The organism is Rubinisphaera margarita, from assembly GCF_022267515.1.
GTDB lineage: Bacteria > Planctomycetota > Planctomycetia > Planctomycetales > Planctomycetaceae > Rubinisphaera > Rubinisphaera margarita.
The window spans coordinates 1,009,542-1,026,531 of the sequence record NZ_JAKFGB010000012.1 but is presented as its reverse complement, the minus strand read 5'-3'; the positions used below and the strand labels follow the sequence as shown (position 1 = coordinate 1,026,531).

Annotated in this window: 6 protein-coding genes; 5 read left to right on the top strand and 1 reads right to left on the bottom strand. The window is 57.8% G+C overall.

Features of this window, described 5'->3' with window-relative positions:
• Window positions 1-142: 142 nt before the first annotated feature.
• The gene (locus tag L1A08_RS12310) at window positions 143-6,193 is read left to right on the top strand and encodes a beta strand repeat-containing protein (RefSeq protein WP_238756699.1); all 6,051 of its coding nucleotides are present in this window, start codon (window positions 143-145) and stop codon (window positions 6,191-6,193) included.
• A gap of 78 nt (window positions 6,194-6,271) precedes the next feature.
• Here the strand turns inward: L1A08_RS12310 and L1A08_RS12305 are convergent, their stop codons facing one another.
• Complete coding sequence (locus tag L1A08_RS12305; RefSeq protein WP_238756698.1) at window positions 6,272-7,237, bottom strand: DUF808 domain-containing protein; 966 nt, start codon at window positions 7,235-7,237, stop codon at window positions 6,272-6,274.
• A gap of 219 nt (window positions 7,238-7,456) precedes the next feature.
• On the opposite strand from L1A08_RS12305, the gene L1A08_RS12300 reads away from it, so the two are divergent.
• From L1A08_RS12300 to L1A08_RS12285, 4 genes are all read left to right on the top strand, one after another.
• On the top strand, window positions 7,457-8,665 hold the full coding sequence (locus L1A08_RS12300) for a GNAT family N-acetyltransferase (protein WP_238756697.1): 1,209 nt from the start codon (window positions 7,457-7,459) through the stop codon (window positions 8,663-8,665).
• Between the two features lie 173 nt (window positions 8,666-8,838).
• A complete protein-coding gene (locus L1A08_RS12295) occupies window positions 8,839-10,224 on the top strand; it encodes a DUF1501 domain-containing protein (protein ID WP_238756696.1) in 1,386 nt (461 codons plus the stop codon).
• A 307-nt stretch (window positions 10,225-10,531) separates the two neighbouring features.
• Window positions 10,532-15,463 carry an FG-GAP-like repeat-containing protein gene (locus L1A08_RS12290; protein WP_238756695.1) on the top strand — a complete coding sequence of 1,644 codons (4,932 nt, stop codon included), beginning with the start codon at window positions 10,532-10,534 and terminating at the stop codon, window positions 15,461-15,463.
• 225 nt (window positions 15,464-15,688) lie between these two features.
• Window positions 15,689-16,906 carry a right-handed parallel beta-helix repeat-containing protein gene (locus L1A08_RS12285; RefSeq protein WP_238756694.1) on the top strand — a complete coding sequence of 406 codons (1,218 nt, stop codon included), beginning with the start codon at window positions 15,689-15,691 and terminating at the stop codon, window positions 16,904-16,906.
• Window positions 16,907-16,990 lie beyond the last annotated feature (84 nt).

The window sequence follows — 16,990 nt, the reverse complement described above, 5'->3', positions numbered from 1 at the left end:
CACGTAGTTCAGGGCTGCTCCGGCTGTCGCGCACAAGATGCTGATGCCGCCGTGGTCTTCGAATCGATTGTCGCGCCATGTGCGGTCCCGCCTCAGCTTCCTGCCGACAGATGACTAAAGTTTAAGACAAGGTTAAAGACACATGCCTCGCTGGACCTCCTTTTCCAGTCGTTTTGCTCATTGTCCCATGTTTCAGGCCTTCGCGTTTCGCGCGTTACGGCAGGGTGCCGCCCGGCGGTTACGGCGGTCACACCACGAACGCTCTGTTGGTCTGACGGACAGTTGCGAAGCCCGCGTCCTGCTGGCAGCGATCACGGTCGATGATTCTGGCGGAGCGGACTATACGACGATCGGAGCTGCTGTAAGCAACGCTGCCGCCGGGGATGTCATCACAGTCAATGACGGCGTTTACAACGAGACGGTCCCGCTGCAGAGCATCGGGGCGGGCGGCACGCTCACAATTCAGGCGGCAAACCCGCAGCAGGCATTGTGGAACGATAACGGCATGGCGTTCACAGCCAGTTCAATTACCGGGAATTTCGTCATTTCGGGATTCGATCTCGGGAATTCGCTCATCGACGACGTGAGCGGCGTGATAACGCTGCACGATAATCGGTTCGACAATGTCTCCACCGGTCATGCCATCAGTGCGTTCGTCTCCGGCACGATCGATACCGGGCTACACGTGCTCGACAATCAATTCGTGAACGTCAGCACGTTCGATGCGATTGTTGCCAGAGCCGGCACGAGTGCAGGCGGAAGCCTGGATGTGGTCGTTGATGGAAACACTTTCAGCGGGTTGACTTCTGAAGGCCTTAGTATCGAGGAAACCGCTCAGCTCAGCGGAGGGACACTGACTGCGCGGGTGACCGATAATGTCTTCAGCAATCGAACCGGCTCTGGAACCGACATCTCGGCCATTGTGGGAGGGAACAACAGCGTTGGTTATTTCAGTTCGATTCTGATTGATAACAACCGCACGAATCTCGGCTCGGCTCCCGCTCAGGCTGGCGACGCCCTGTGGGTCGATTTCGATGGAGACAATACGACACTGCATCTGACGGTGTCCAATAACAACTTCAATCATCACGTATCGGGGATATACCTCGACGGGGACTCGACGGAGAACGGCGGACTCTTCAATTCCCGACTGGATGGGAACACGCTCGCCAATATTGAGTTCGAAGGGATTCATCTCCGGCCGTTCAGTGCTTCAGGAGGAAGCCGGACAGTCTGGAATTCCGTGGTGACAGGGAACACCTTAACGAACATCAACTCTTCGCTCTTCAGCGGTCAAGCCGGGATCGAAATCGAGGTCGATAATCCCTCCAGTCCTGATTACACGCTGAATCTCGATCTCGACGGGAACAACGTGTCAATGGCCAACGGGAGTTCGAATGCTCCGTTCGTTGTGGATGCGAATGCGACCAGTACTGCGACCGTAAACATTGAGCGGGATATCGCTTCGAACAACACTGGAGCCGTGACCATCGACGATCCCGGGATGATCGTCACGATGCCTTCGGCGAATGCGGTGACGGACAGTAATGAAGTCCGCACGATCTCCGGATTCGTGTTCAACGACAGCAACCAGGACGGCAACCAGACAGGGGAAGTCGGGGTTGGCGGCGTTCCGGTGACTCTGACGGGCACGCAGGCGGTCGGCGGTTCGGTCAACCTGACAACCTATACCGACATCAACGGCAATTATTCGTTCCCGTCCGTCGTTCAGCCAAGCGGGGCCGGCTACACGTTAACGGTCGGCACCACGCCTGAACTCAGCTCTTATACGTTGCAGAATGCGGTTGCGGATCACATTGACAGCGATGTGAATCCGACCAACGGGCAATTCAACGTGATGTTCGTCGGAGCCGGCCCTGCAATTGATGTCGACGCGGGACTGTACTCCATTCCCGATCCGAGCATCGATGGTACGTCTGGTAACGATACGTTCGATGTTTCCGTCGACGGAACTGAACTGGTTGTCGAACTGAACTCGACGGAAGTGTTCCGACAGGCATTGAGTGTGACCGACTCGCTGACTCTTAACGGGCTCGATGGGAACGACACCTTCAACATCGACCATTCCGGTGGCGTTGTCGATCTGCCCATCAACGTCGCAGGAGGAGCCCCATCGGGGATATCGGGCGATGTCCTGAGTGTCTCGGGCGGATCCTTCACGAATGTAACATACGATTTCACCAACGCCAGCGATGGCACGATCGATTACGACGGCACGTTGATCACCTACACCGGACTGGAGCCGTCCATCGATACGTCCACCGCGATGAATCGAACGTTCGAGTTCAATGGCGCGGCGGAAACAATTCAGCTGTCTAACAGTCTGGGCGATGGGGAAATGGTCATCGACTCCACCCTGGGAGCGTCAATGGCCTTTGCTGCTCCAACGGACACCTTGCGGATTGACTCCACCACAGGAACTGGCGCCGACGGAATTGAGATTCTCGAGCTCGATGGGACGTTTACGGGGAATCTGACCATTGTCGGCGACAGTGATTCCGGCGAAGAGGACAGCGTGACAATCGAGTCGAATGCTCTTTCAATCGGAGCCGGGAATCTGAGCGTCACGGCGAGCCAGATTCTTCTGGGCAACGACATCACGACCAGTTCGGGAACACAGACCTTCACCGGAGCCGTCCAGCTGACCGACGATGTGCAGCTCAACTCAACGGGGGGAGCCATCACGTTCGTCGGCACGGTCGATGCGGACCTGGAGAGCAATACCCGCATTCTCGCAATCGACTCCGGCTCAGGAGCGGTCGAGTTCCAGCAGACGATTGGCGGTAGCGAAGCCCTTGGAAGCCTGTCGGTTAATTCGACGTCGGGAACCGGAGCGATCACCGTCGGCAACATCGGAACCTCGATGGATGCCGGCATCACCGGCGAAACGACGTTCGGTAACTCCTCGGAAACGGCCTCGCTGCTTCTCGAGGGAGTCAACTACAACACGTCCGGCAATCAGATCTATCGAGCGGGCAGCGGTCAGGAGATTCTCATCGATGCTGAGGCTGCGGTCTCCTTCGTGGCGACCGAGGACACGATCACCTTTACCCGAACGGTCCGCCTCGGGGACGGCTCAGATCTCACGATCAACGCCGGGGTCGGCAGTGGAACAATCGTTCTGCTTTCAGGCGTTCGTGGCACGAGTGATGAGACTGTAGACGTGGCTGCCAACGTCGTCCAACTGGGGCAGGTCGGCAGCGGCAATGAGATCCTCTCTGTGCAGGTTACGGGAGTGATTCTCGACCTGAGGGGCAACATTGTGACCAGCAGCACGGCGTCGGGGAACTTAGTTTCGCTCGGCTCGTCGTTTACGCAGTTGCAGGTCGGGGGCAATGATATCACCATCGATACCTCGGCAGGAAATGGCGATATTTCCATCGGGACCATGCAGGGCGGACAGCGGAATCTGACGCTGAATGCCGGCGATGGAGACGTTATTGCGGGCGGTCAGTGGGGGCTTCCCAATCAGGAAATGCATACAGTCGCTGTTACGGCAAGTACTCTCACGCTCCGCGGCGGGATCGTGACGGCTGCCCGCGACGAATCCGGGACCGACGCGCCCGGGAATATCAACCTGAATGTCGACCTGATCAACTTCACGGCCAGTTCGAAGTTCACGACGACCGACGACACGGGCGGAAGTGTTGCCGATGGAACGCTGAATGTGTTCGGAGCCCCGTTCGATGCGAGCGGCTTCACAACGATCTTCGACGTGGGGACGACGGATCTTGTCCTGAGCAATGCGGCGAACAACTTCGGTACGCTGGATGTTACTGCAAACACCGCGACCATCGTCGATACCAACAGTGTGACAATCTCCGCGGCGACGATCGGAGCGACGACCGGAACGGGGCTCGATGTGACGTCGGGGGCGGAGCTGCACGTGAGTGGAGCGGTGACAACCTCGGGAAGCGATGTCGATCTGACAGCGACCGGGAATATCACCACACCGGGTGGCGCCAATGCCTTCGCAATCACTGGCGGAACCGTGGCTCTGAATGGCGATGTCGCCCCGGGGGCTTCGCCCGGCGATCTGGTGATTGATGGCGATGTGACCTTCAACGGCAGCGATTCCTTTGAAGTCGACATCAATGGAGCCACGCCGGGAACGGGCTACGACCAGGTGCGGGTGACTGGAGCCAATCGGACCGTCACGTTGAACGGCGTGACGCTGTCGGCCTCAATCGGCGGAGGTTATGAGCCAGCCGAGGGAGTGCAGATTGTTCTCATCGACAATGTCGAGGCCAGCTCAACGGTCAGCGGGACATTCGCGGGCCTCGCGGAAGGGGACAGCATCACGATCGATGGCTATGTGTTCCTGCTTTCCTATGCCGACGGAACGGACGGGAACGACGTCACTCTGACTTTGACGTCATCACCGTCTCTGTCGACCCAGAACTTCAACGCGGCGGAGAATCAAACGGCGATTGGAACCGTGGTCGCTACCGATGCCGATTCCCCCAATGACACGGTGACGTTCTCGCTGACCGGCGGGGGAGCCGATGCGGGGCTCTTCTCGATCACCGCAGGCGGCGTGCTCACCTTCGACAGTGCTCCGGATTATGAAGCGCTGGCGGATGCCAACATGGACAACGTCTATGAAGTCGAAGTCCAGGCAGCCGATTCGTACGGGAACAGCACCACAGCGACGATGTTGGTCACGGTGACCGATGTCAACGAAGCCGCCACGCTGTCCGTCACGAATGTGACCAGCACGATCTCGCAGGACGTCAACAACGCGAATCGCATTTTCGTCGAGAGCGTGAACATCATCGATGCTGATGCGGGGATGCAGCAGAATAATCTGTCGCTCACCGGAGCGGATGCGGGACTGTTCGAGATCGTCGGCAACCAGGTCTTCCTGATCGCCAACGCCGGTCTCGATGCCAGCTCGAACCCGGATCTGGACGTGCAGGTTGTCCTCGATGATCCGACACTCGGAAGCGGCCCCGAAGCGACCGCGGATCTTTCCATGACCGTTACCGATCCCAATGCGAATCCGCTGCCGGCACTCGGCTCGTCGTTCATCGGCATGACCAACGGAAACTGGTGGTTGGGCCGTCCGGATGCGAACGGAGACTACGACACCGCGATTGCAGTCGAAACGTCGTTCGCTCCGAACAATATCGCCCAATCCTTCCAGGGGGACTTCACCGGCGACGGGCTTGAGGATACCGCGATTCTGCTGACGAACGGTCAGCTGTACGTCGGAGCGGCGACTCAGAACGGGGAGTTCGTCTTCAGTCTCTGGACCACCCTGCGAACTTATGGAATCAAGACGCTGCAGGTCGGTGACTTCAACGCCGATGGAATGGCTGACATCGTCGGGGCCTTTGAATCGGGCTCCCGGGCTCGGTTGTGGGTCTTCGAATCGACTGGCACGGAGTTCCTGCCCGATGAGTATCGCCTCTACAACGATTACGCGGGGCTCCAGACCATGCTGGTCGGGGACTTCGACGGAATCAACGGAGACGACCTGGCGATCCTGAACGACACCGGCGTCTGGTGGGTGGCCAAGTCCGACATCGCCGGGACCGAGTTCCTATACGGCGAGTCCTGGGGACAATGGGACGCCAGCCGCACGATCACGAACTTCAACGTGGGCGACTTCAACGGCGACAATGTCGACGACATCCTCGGCGTCTTCGATATTCCGCTCGATCCGAATCGACAATCCGTTGTCGTCGGACTCTCGAATGGCGGTGGGTTCGATTCCGCGGTCTGGCGGAAAGTCCCCACTGATGGTTCGCTGAATGCGTTCCTGGTTGGTGACTTCGACGGCGATGACAGCGACGACTTCGCCCTGCTGGACAACTCCGGCAACTGGCGGACTGGCCTGGCCGATCCCACGAACGGACGCTTCATCGACGCCGACTGGGGCATGGCAATGATCGGTGGTTCGATCAGCACGATCAGCGTGGGCGACACGAATGCGGACGGCATTGCCGACATCCTCGTGCGTAACGACACCAATCGCTGGCAGTCGGCCGAATCGACGGGCTCGGCGTTCAATACGCGTGTGATCGAGCAATGGAGTCCGACGGCGAGCTGGTATAGCGTCCAGATCGGAAGCTTTGCGGCGGCCCCGGTGGCTGTTGCAGGCGACGTCGCAGAGACCGAGGAAGTCTTCGGCGACGAGCGTATTCTGGACCTGCTCTACGGAAGTTGATTGATGAGGCCTTGCGGGGCGGGCGCTTCGACCGAAGCGCCCGCGATCCTCGGACGTTGACTCGTCAACGACTCATCATCAGTGATGCGACGCGGCTGCCTTGTCCGTTGAGGGAAGCAGACGTTTCACGCCGGTGACGATCAACAGGACGATCGATCCGGCCACGAGTCCGATGATCGCGTTGAGCAGCATTTCCGTGACGCTGGCGAGAACCGCGCCGACGGTTGCGATCTCTGCGGCGTGATGGACGCCTTCTTCAATGAGATGATGCAGAACCGGGATGCCGTGCCCGATGATTCCGCCTCCAACCAGGAACATCGCGGCCGTTCCGGCGATCGACAGGAACTTCATCAGATAAGGGGCGGCTGTCAGGATCCCGTAGCCGAGCTTCTGTTTGAAGGTCGACTCAGGTCCTTCCGGCCCCGATTTGACGAGCCGTGTGCCAAGATCGTCCAGCTTCACAATCCCGGCGACAAGTCCGTAGACGCCGACCGTCATGAGCATGGAGATGGAAACCAGAACCAGTAATTGCGTGAGGAACGGCGAACTGGTGACCGTTCCCAGCGTGATCACAATGATTTCCGCCGAGAGGATGAAGTCGGTCCGAATGGCGCCTTTGATCTTCTGCTTTTCGAGGGCGACCATGTCGATCTCAGGCGTGACGACGGCCTCGTGCAGTTCCTTTTCATGAGCTTTCGCTTCGGCGGAGTGAAGGAACTTGTGGGCCAGCTTCTCGCATCCCTCGTAGCAGAGGTAGAGCCCGCCGATCATCAACAGACTCACGATGACCCACCCCGGCGTGAACGCACTCAACGCCAGCGCGACCGGCACCAGGATTGCCTTGTTGACGAGCGATCCCTTCGCCACCGCCCACACGACCGGCAACTCCCGACTGGCATCGACGCCAGAGACCTGCTGGGCATTGAGAGCCAGATCGTCGCCCAGCACGCCAGCCGTCTTCTTGGCCGCGACTTTGGTCAGGACAGCAATGTCGTCGAGGATCGTCGTGATGTCGTCGAGCAACATCAACAGGCCACTAGCCATGCGCTTCCTTTCAGCGTTTTTTGGTGCAGACGGTATGGCCGGAAGTGTAGCAGCGGAAACGCTGACGGTGTAGCGATGTCGAACCGAGTCAGGGAAGAGGAGCTTTATCGATTAGAGGGCTATCTCGTTCGGCACAGCTTCAGGGATCGTCTTTTTTGACAGGCGAGAAATTGGAACTAGATTTGAGAGTACACCACGACTCTCATTTGAAAAACTTCCATGGTCGTCGATCACGCTCCGAACCTGATTGCGTCGATTGCGGTTTCGTCTCCGCTGGAGTCGTACTCGCGTTCGTATTCGACACGGATCGATATTGACGATGAGTACGTGATCGAAACCGTAGGGACGGTGACTGCGCTGGCTGGCTATTTACCCAGCTGGAAGAAACTTGCCAGTGACTGTCTGGTCTCGAATCCCTTCTACGAGCCGTTTTTCCTGCTGCCGACGCTTCAACGTTTGCCGGCTGAAGGCCCGGTTTGTTTCGCCTTCGTATTCCGCAAGGCCGATTCTCGCGGTCAGGAAGACCAGCTTGTCGGGTTCTTCCCGTTAGAGAAGAGATCCAATGGCGTTCTGTCCCGTCCGCGCTGGAGATTGCTGACCAACAGTCTGATGCTTCGAGCCGTTCCGTTGCTTGGAACGGAGCATCCGGAACGAACGATCGCCGCATTCCTGACATGGGCCACACGCTCGGACCTGGGGCTGCTGGAGTTCGACCGCGTCCTGGCCGAAGGGGCTTTCCAACATGCTCTCATCTGTGCCTTTCAATCGACGGGCACGGCTCCCTATATCGTCGGACAGACCACAAACGCAGTTCTGACGAAACGGTCGGGGACTGCTGAGCCATCCAAAAAGGCAATGCGGGAGATTCAGCGGAAACGTCGCCGGCTCGAAGACATCGGAGACCTGCAGTGTCGCGTCCTCGACGAGCATGAGTCGCTCGATGCCTGGCAACATGGCTTCCTCCGGCTCGAGGCTTCGGGCTGGAAAGGGCGGGGCGGGACCGCGATGGTCCAGTCTGATCAGGAACGCGATCTGTTTTTGACAGTGACCCGTCAGGGATGGGCGCGACGGAAGCTGCAGATGTTCGGACTGTTTCTCGATGGTCGCCCGATCGCAATGAAGTGCAATTTGCACTCCGGCCGCGAAGGGATGGCCTGGAAGATCGCTTTCGACGAAGCTTTCTCGAAGTATTCGCCGGGGTTGATCCTCGAGGTGGAACACAAGCAATCGTTCGACCAGCAGTCGGAACTGGATCGAATCGACTTTTGTGCTCGCGCGAGTCATCCCCTCTGTCAGCGACTCCCGCACGAACAGCTTTGTATGCAGCGATTGCTTATCCCGTGTGGCTCCCTCAGAAGTGAACTCTACTGCAGTACGCTCTCTTTCCTGAGACGCGTCAAGCGACACGCCGAACGCTCGCGCCGATAATTCAGCCGACGCTCGGCAGTTGGATGCCCTTCTGATCTCGTTCTTCTGAAGGCGACGGAGGGGACTCCTCAGTAGTTTCGACTTCTCAATGCCTGCAGAAGTGGGTAATCTACAAAAGCGTGCTCGCCAGTAAAGATGTCTCTGACAGACATTCCTCACCTCTGGAGTCCTCGATGGAGTTTCACGCCCCAACCTCCTCTTCCTTCCCCACGGGAGCCGCCTCGCTCTCACGACGGCAGTCCCTGCAGGCCATCGGTGCCGGCCTGGCCGCTTTTTACTCTCCGCTCACTTCGATTGAATCACAGGTTCAGGCCGCGGTCCGCTCCGGCAGTGCCAAACGCGTGATCATGATCTTCAACTGCGGTGCACCGAGCCATATTGATCTCTGGGATCCCAAACCGTTCGCCGATTCAACGGTAAAAGGCGAGTTCCAGCCGATTGATACCAGCGTCCCGGGCATTCAGATCAGCGAGCTGCTGCCCGAGATGGCGAAACGGATGGACAAGCTGGCGATTGTTCGCAGTGTCCACCACAAGCACTCGGCTCATAACTCAGGAATGTACTGGTCGATTGCCGGGCGTCCGTACAAGCAGGATTCAACGCTTATTAATCCAAGTCCGGCAGATCTCCCGAGTTTCGGGACCTTGATTGGCTGGCTTGCGAAGAAGGACGGCTATAGCAAAGCGGTTCCGCCGTATGTCATCACGCCGAAGCCGCATTGCGATAGTTTCGTGTACCTGACACCGGGCCAGTTTGGGGGATGTCTGGGGATCAAATACGATCCGTTTGTGGTGAATGAGGATCCCAATTCGAGCAAATTCAAAGTTCGTGACCTGGCTCTGTCCCCCGACATGACGCAGACCCGGTTCGAGCGGCGGCTCGACTTTCTGGACCAAATTGGCTCGCTGAATCAGCCGATCCACTCTCCGACCGCGACCGAGATGGACACGTTTCGAGCCGAGGCGTCCCGAGTCATCAAGTCAGGGGAAGCCGAGCAGGCCTTCGATCTGTCGCAGGAGCCGGAGGATGTGCGTGACCGATACGGCCGGCACAGCTGGGGCCAGTCCCATCTTCTTGCAAGACGCCTGATTGAAGCGGGAACGAAGTTCGTCTCGACGGTCAATGGCCCGAGCATCACCTGGGATACTCATAAGGACAACTTCAACAGCCTGAAGAACCGGCTCGTTCCGCCAATGGAGAAGGCGTACGCGGCCCTGTTGGACGATTTGGAAGAGCGAGGGCTGCTCGATGAAACGCTGGTCATCTGGATGGGTGATTTCGGTCGGACGCCGAAGATCAATACCGATGGCGGCCGGGATCACTGGCCCGGATGTTATTCGGTGGTGCTCGCCGGAGGCGGCGTCCGCGGCGGCCAGGTGATCGGTTCTTCCGATAAGATCGGTGCCGCCCCAGAGACCCGCCCCGTGACGCCGGGAGATCTTCATGCGACCGTCTATAAGGCCCTGGGATACGAGCCGGCCGGAATGACCTATCAATCCGCCGATGGCCGTCCGATCGCGCTCACCGAAGGAACGCCGATTCCCGAACTGCTTGGCTAAGTGGTTCTGCCGGGGGCGTATTCATTGGAGAATACGGGCAACAGAACTCGACTGAACAAAATTGGGAACTTTTATTCCGAAGAGACTTCTGACGATGGATTCCGGGTATTTCTGGCATGTATAGTCGTGCACATGTTTTTCTGAATACCAACGATCCAAGTGTGTACGTCAAGAAGGTCTTATGTTCGTTCGGAAGTTTGCGCTCGCCCCATTTCCTTTTTACTCCTTTCGTCAGACTGCTTTTGAAGTCCTCTCTCGAGGTGCTCAGCGTCGTAATCGGCGATTTCGAGAAGTCTCTCCGCTGGCAATGGTAGAGCGATGTGAAGATCGCCTTCTGCTCACCGATTTAAGTGTCAGTATCACGGAGGATGCCAGTTCGATCGTCACGGGCGAGAGCATTCGCTACACGGTTCTGGTGACCAATAATGGTTCAGAAGATGTATCGGGAGTCGCTCTTGAGAGTGCGATCTCGTTCTTCGGCGGAACGTACAGCATTTCCGGCGAGAGTCTAACGTTCCCCGGCGGTGGCAGCGGCACCCTGGTTCCCGAGGCGGATGGCCCGGATCTCGAGAATCTGTCTCTGGCGGCGGGGACGTCGGCGAGACTGACTTACACTCTCACGGCTCTCTCGGGAGCGGGCACCGTTCTGAACACATCCACCGTCGCGGGCAGCACTCCGGAAGACACGGATCTCTCGAACAACACGGTGGTCAGGATCAATTCGGTCGACGTCCCCACGACCGACCTGGATGTCAGCCAGACGAGCAGCGCCGCCGAAATCGCCACTGGAGAGGGGACGGTTTACTCCGTCGTCATCAGTAACCGAGGGCCCCAGGCGGTCTCCGGGGTTTCCTTTGTGAACACACTCGCCTATGCCGGCGGAAGTATCTCCGTCTCGAACGAATCGCTCAGTTTCTCAGGAATCAGCAGTGCCACGCTGGTCATCGAGGCGAACGGACCCGATTTGACCGACCTGTCGCTGGCGAGCGGAGAATCCGCGACCTTGATCTTTACAGTGACTCCCACTTCGGGCACGGGCGCGATCATCAGTTCGTCGACGGTTTACGGAGGAACGCCGGCAGATACGAACTATTCGAACAACTCGGCCGTCATAGTGACTCCGGTGAACGCTCCGGCCGCCGATCTGGCCGTGTCGCAATCGGAGAGTCGCGATTCCATTTACTCCGAAGAGAGTACGGTTTACACGGTCGTGATCCGGAACAACGGCCCGCAGGCCGTCTCTGGCGGTTCACTTGTCGACACAATCAGTTTTCCCGGTGGCACTTATACTGTCTCCAACGAGAGTCTGGTCTTCTCGGGCACGGGAAGCGGGACCCTCGTTGTTAAAGATGATGGACCTGATCTATCTGACCTGACACTCGCCAGTGGAGAGACGGCGACCCTCACGTTTACTGTTTCCGCGGATTCAGGGACGGGCAGTATCACGAATACGGCAACAGTTTCCGGGGGTTCTCCTTTCGATCCGGATGAAGCGAACGATACTTCCGTCGAAACCACAACGGTCAATCCGATTCCGGCAGATCTGTCGGTGACTCGATCAGGGAGCAATGCTTCCCTGCTGACCGGCGGAAGCGCGGTCTACACGATTGTTCTTACAAACAATGGTCCGAAGCCAGTGACCGGGGCCTCGCTGACGGACACAGTTTCGTTTACGGGTGGCACTTATACCATTTCCGACGAGAGTCTGGTCTTCTCCGGGAGTGGAAGCGGAACGCTGATTGTCGAAGCAGACGGCCCCAATCTCACCGATCTGTCGCTGGCCAGCGGGGAAACCGCGACGTTGCAGTTCACAATTTCGATTGTTGACGGAACGGGTGTGCTGACCAATTCGGCGGTGGCTGTCGGAGGTGCCCCCGTGGACGATAACAGTTCGAATAACGAATTGGTCGAACAGACTATTGTTATTCCACTCGAAACGATCGTGGTGACGACGGTCGCCGATGAGAATGATGGAACGATTGATTCGAGCAGGGGAGCCGGCGTGTCCCTCCGGGAAGCCCTCCTGGCGGCGAATCTTAATGCTGATATTAATACGGTCACGTTCCATGAAAGCCTGAATGGCAGTGAGATCCTGCTCACTATTGCGGGGCGGGGCGAAGACGGCGGGGCGACAGGCGACCTCGACCTCACTCAGCCGATCATCATCGCAGGGAACGGGCAGACCGAGACGGTGATCAACGGGAATGATCTTGATCGCGTTTTCGACATATTTAACCCGAGCGATGTCCAGTTCGAGTTTCGTGATTTGACGATCACCGGAGGGGATCTGCTGATCGCGACCAGCGGCAACCGGTCGGGAGCCGGAATCCGATCGCAACGGGGAGACCTGGTCCTCAACAGAGTCACGATGACCGACAATCATACCTACTCGAGTGGAGGAGCGATCTCATTCCGTTCCGGAGCGCTTGTGGTAACTGACTCCGTTTTCACAGACAACACGGTTTATATCGGGAATGGGGGCGTCTTCGATAACGGTTTGGGAAGTTTTACGATCTCGGGCAGTCGGTTCGAGAGAAATCTCGCCGATCGAGGCGGCGCGATTCACAGCACCAGCGGCGTGAACTCAATCACCAATTCGGTGTTCATCGACAATGTTGCCGAGTCGAGAGGGGGCGCTTTCTCGAGTATCGGTAGCGACCTCGTGCTTCATTCCAGTCTGTTCGAAGGAAATGAAGCGGCCATGGGAGGAGGAGCGTTCTACACGTATCTGACCGACCTGGAGATCATGAACAGCACGTTCTCCGGCAATACGTCCGGAACAAACGGAGGGGGCCTCGAACTCTACGGAGGTGATGTCCGCATCGTGAATTCCACGGTGACAGGGAATGTTGCGCGGTCCGGCAACTCAGGCTCCGGTCAGGGGGGCGGTATCAAACTGTGGGACAGCTTCGGAGAACGGTATCTCTTCAATTCCATCATCGCCGGGAACTTCGCCGGTACGACCCCGGATGATCTGGGGACGGAAATCGGAAATCTGCATACGTCCAGTGCCTATAACCTGATCGGCGATACCAGGACGGCGGAAGATTTTACCAACGGCACGAATGGAAACATTGTTGGCGTCGACGTGGCAGAGGTCCTTGATCCGCAGCTTGCCGATAATGGCGGGTCAACGCGGACTCATAAACTCATCGGAGCGACTGCGATCGACGCCGGACTGAATTTGTTTGCGATTGACGAAGATTCCAACGCACTGCCTTATGATCAACGAGGCGAAGGCTTTGAACGCATCGTCAATGGAATCGTCGACATCGGAGCTTTTGAGTTTGCTCCAGCCACACCGGTTCTGCTCGAACAGAGCTTCATCGCCGCCGAGAACCAGGTGCAGGTGGGCACTGTTGCAGCAAGTGACGGCGACCAGCCGCGTGACGAATTGACCTTCACGCTCACCGGCAATGGTGCCGATGCCACATTGTTCGCAATCTCTCCGACTGGCGAGCTCAGCTTTATTTCGGCTCCCAGTTTTGAAACACTCGGCGATGCGGATAAGAACAATGTTTATCAGGTCGAAGTCCAAGTCGAGGACCAGTACGGGGAAGTTGCTGTCGCCGTGATGTCGGTGACCGTTCAGGACGTGAACGAACTGCCGACTGTTGCTTTAGAGAACGCAGTGACTGAGCTCCCGGAAGACGCGGACACGACCTCGCGACTGAAAGTGGCCGATATTGTCGTTAGCGATGACGCACTGGGAACGAACAGCCTTTCGCTGACCGGTTCCGATGCTGACCTGTTCGAGGTCGATGGGGGAGTTCTTTATCTCTCGGCGGGAACTCAACTCGACTTCGAGACGAAGTCGCTGCTCAGTGTCACTGTTGAGGTCGACGATGCTGCGCTGGGGAGTTCGCCAGACTCCAGCGTGTCGCTGACGATCACAATAGGCGATGTTGCGGAAGGACCGTTTCGCCATCCGGAGTCGTCGATTGTCGGTTTCGTGAACGGAAAATGGTGGATGGCGCGACCGGAGGACAGCGGAAACTACACGAATCAGGTCGCAGCTTCCGGTCCAGCCAGTTCCTTCCAGAAGACGCTCCAGGGGGATTTCAACGGGGACGGCCTTCAGGATCTCGCCGTCTGGCTGCACAATGACCAATGGCGCATCGGTCTGGCCGATGGCAACGGACAGTTCACATTCACGACGTGGACGACCTGGGGACATCCCGACATCAAGGAGGTCCACGTTGGGGACTTCAATAACGATGGAAAGGATGACATCATCGGGCTCTTCCGAAACGGCACTCGCGGACGCTGGTGGGTTGGGCAGTCCGATGGTTCACGATTCGTCAATCGTCACTGGGGTGACTACGGGAATTACGACGGCATAGAGACTGTGCTCGTTGGAAACTTCGATGGTCTGAAGGGAGACGATCTGACCGTGGTCGCGACCTCGGGAGTGGTCTGGATGGTGAAGACGAGCAACACTCGCTTCCAGTATCTGAACTCTCATCGCTGGAATCTTTCCAATGGATTCGAGTTCGCCCAGGTCGGCAACTTTAACGGAGACTCGCGCGATGATGTCCTCGCCGTTTTCGGCACCGGTCGGGAACGCTACGTGGTCGTCGCCAAATCTATTGGCGCGGCTGATGGCTTCTACAGCGGTCTCTGGTCGACATGGACCGTGAACGATGCTCTCTCAGGCGTGGTTGTGGGGGATTTCGATGGCGATGGACGGGACAGTGTGGCGGGCCTGTTCAATGGTACGAATGTCTGGATGGGACAGTCGACCGGACAACGGTTCCTGATGGCTCACTGGCTCGACTGGACGGTGTCGGCCGGACGTCTGCATGATGTGATGGTTGGCGACAGCAACGGCGATGGACTCAGCGATCTGTTCGCGCGAGCCGCCGATGGGACCTGGCACGCTGCCGAATCGACCGGAGATTCGTTTGTCGATCGTCCCCTGTCGGAATGGTACGCGGCCCTCGATTGGCGGTATGTTCATATCGGACGCTTCGCCACGCCGCCTTCTGTTCCTTACACACCTGCTGCTTTCGAGATCGCAGTCGATACTTCCTCGCCACCTCCGATTGCCGTCCGGCAAATCGATCAGTTCGCGGGGCGATGGGTTGTGAGTGCGGAGGACCGATCTTCAGACCTTCCTGAAGCCAACAGATCGTCTTCAAGCTCCCCACGTTCGGGGGAAGGCTTGAAGGTCGATGCTGAATTCGAAGAGTTCAGCCATCTTGGACTCCTCGAGTATCTCGATGCTGTGGCCCGTTAACGGGCCGACGACGGACATGACGTCGTGAACAAGGGCTGGTCGACTCACGAAAAGAGAAGCTCTCTTGGCTCGACGCACGTTTCCGCTCGAGTGGAACGATGGAACCCGTGCACTGGAACTCATCGACGATCTCCGGCAAGATAAGCTCGTGATGTGAGCGTGAACAGGTCGCCGATCTGTCAGCCTCACATGAAGTGAACGTCGATTCTTCCCAGGAGCTGCAGCATGATTCGAACACTCGGAATTCTCTTCGTGATTTCAGCAGGCATGGTCTGGAGCAGCGTCGCTCAGGAGAGCCATCCGAAAGCAACTGATCAAACGGCCAAACTTCCCGGCGCCCGACCGGAGATCAATGCGGCCGAGTATCCGTCGCTGCAGGCCGCGTTTGACGCCATTCCGAGCGAAGGGGGAGTCGTACGCATTCCTCCGGGAACGTTCGAAATCTCCGAGCCTCTAATCCTGTCGCGGGGCGACGTGCTGATCGAAGGAGCCGGGACCGCGACACACATCAAGAATATTAACACCGACGGCAAGCCGGCTCTTCTCGTTGCGCACTCGGATGGGGAAAAGGTCAAAAGCGCCGACAGGCTTTGGCGAGTCATGCTGAGCAAGTTCCGGATCACCGGGCAGGAGAAAAGCGGACACGGGATCGAAGCGGTTCTCGTTAACGAGATCTTTCTGCATGGCGTTACGGTCAGTTATCACGGAGGTGACGGGATCCGGCTCGATCGCTGTTACGAAGACCCGCGTGTCAGTTCCTGTCTGATTACCTACAACAAGGGAACGGGCCTGGATTTGCCGGGGTGTCACGACATTGTCGTCTCTGGCAATCAGTTTGAAGAGAACCAGGATGCGGTCCACTGCTTCGATGCCTACAACCTGTGCATGACTGGGAATTGCGTCGACGATCATCTTGGCGACGGCGTCGTCATCGAGAACACCTACGGCTCGGTCATTTCCGGGAACATGATCGAAGAATGTGAGAAACGGGCAATTGTCCTGGCGCGAGACTGTTACGGCATCACGCTTTCGGCGAATGTCATCGCTCACAACGGTGGCGGTATTGATCTTGTTGATGCCCACGGCTGTGCGGTTTCCGCCAATACGTTCCCCCTGCTGAAGACTCCGATCAAACCGAAGGACGGTTCAGAACCGACTCTGGTCAATACCGGCTGCCTGCGAATCGGACCGGACAGCGGTCGGATTACGGTAACGGGCAACAGCTTCAGCGACAGTTACATCGGCGAAGGAGCCGTCCGGCGGAAGGTCAATGATCAGCTTTCCGGCGGTCTGGTTCTCGAAGGGACCCGCGATGTGAACATCTCCGGCAACACGTTCTCCAGTGTTCCCAAAGCGGTTGAACTACGCGGTGAAAAGAGCGAGAACATCCATTTCAATGACAACCTGCTGATCGATGCCCCCAGCGATCTGGCTCAGGAGTAACGAACGCGCTCCCTCGACCGGTCAGATGAAATTCCTGGCCGGTCGAGGGATGCTGATCGTCTGGGCTGCAACCCTGGGTGCGGC

Bases quoted from the DNA above. Each gene is read 5' to 3' on its own strand.
- L1A08_RS12305 (WP_238756698.1), bottom strand. From the start codon at position 7,237: ATGGCTAGTGGCCTGTTGATGTTGCTCGACGACATCACGACGATCCTC.
- L1A08_RS12290 (WP_238756695.1), top strand. From the start codon at position 10,532: ATGGTAGAGCGATGTGAAGATCGCCTTCTGCTCACCGATTTAAGTGTC.
- L1A08_RS12310 (WP_238756699.1), top strand. From the start codon at position 143: ATGCCTCGCTGGACCTCCTTTTCCAGTCGTTTTGCTCATTGTCCCATG.
- L1A08_RS12300 (WP_238756697.1), top strand. From the start codon at position 7,457: ATGGTCGTCGATCACGCTCCGAACCTGATTGCGTCGATTGCGGTTTCG.
- L1A08_RS12285 (WP_238756694.1), top strand. From the start codon at position 15,689: ATGATTCGAACACTCGGAATTCTCTTCGTGATTTCAGCAGGCATGGTC.
- L1A08_RS12295 (WP_238756696.1), top strand. From the start codon at position 8,839: ATGGAGTTTCACGCCCCAACCTCCTCTTCCTTCCCCACGGGAGCCGCC.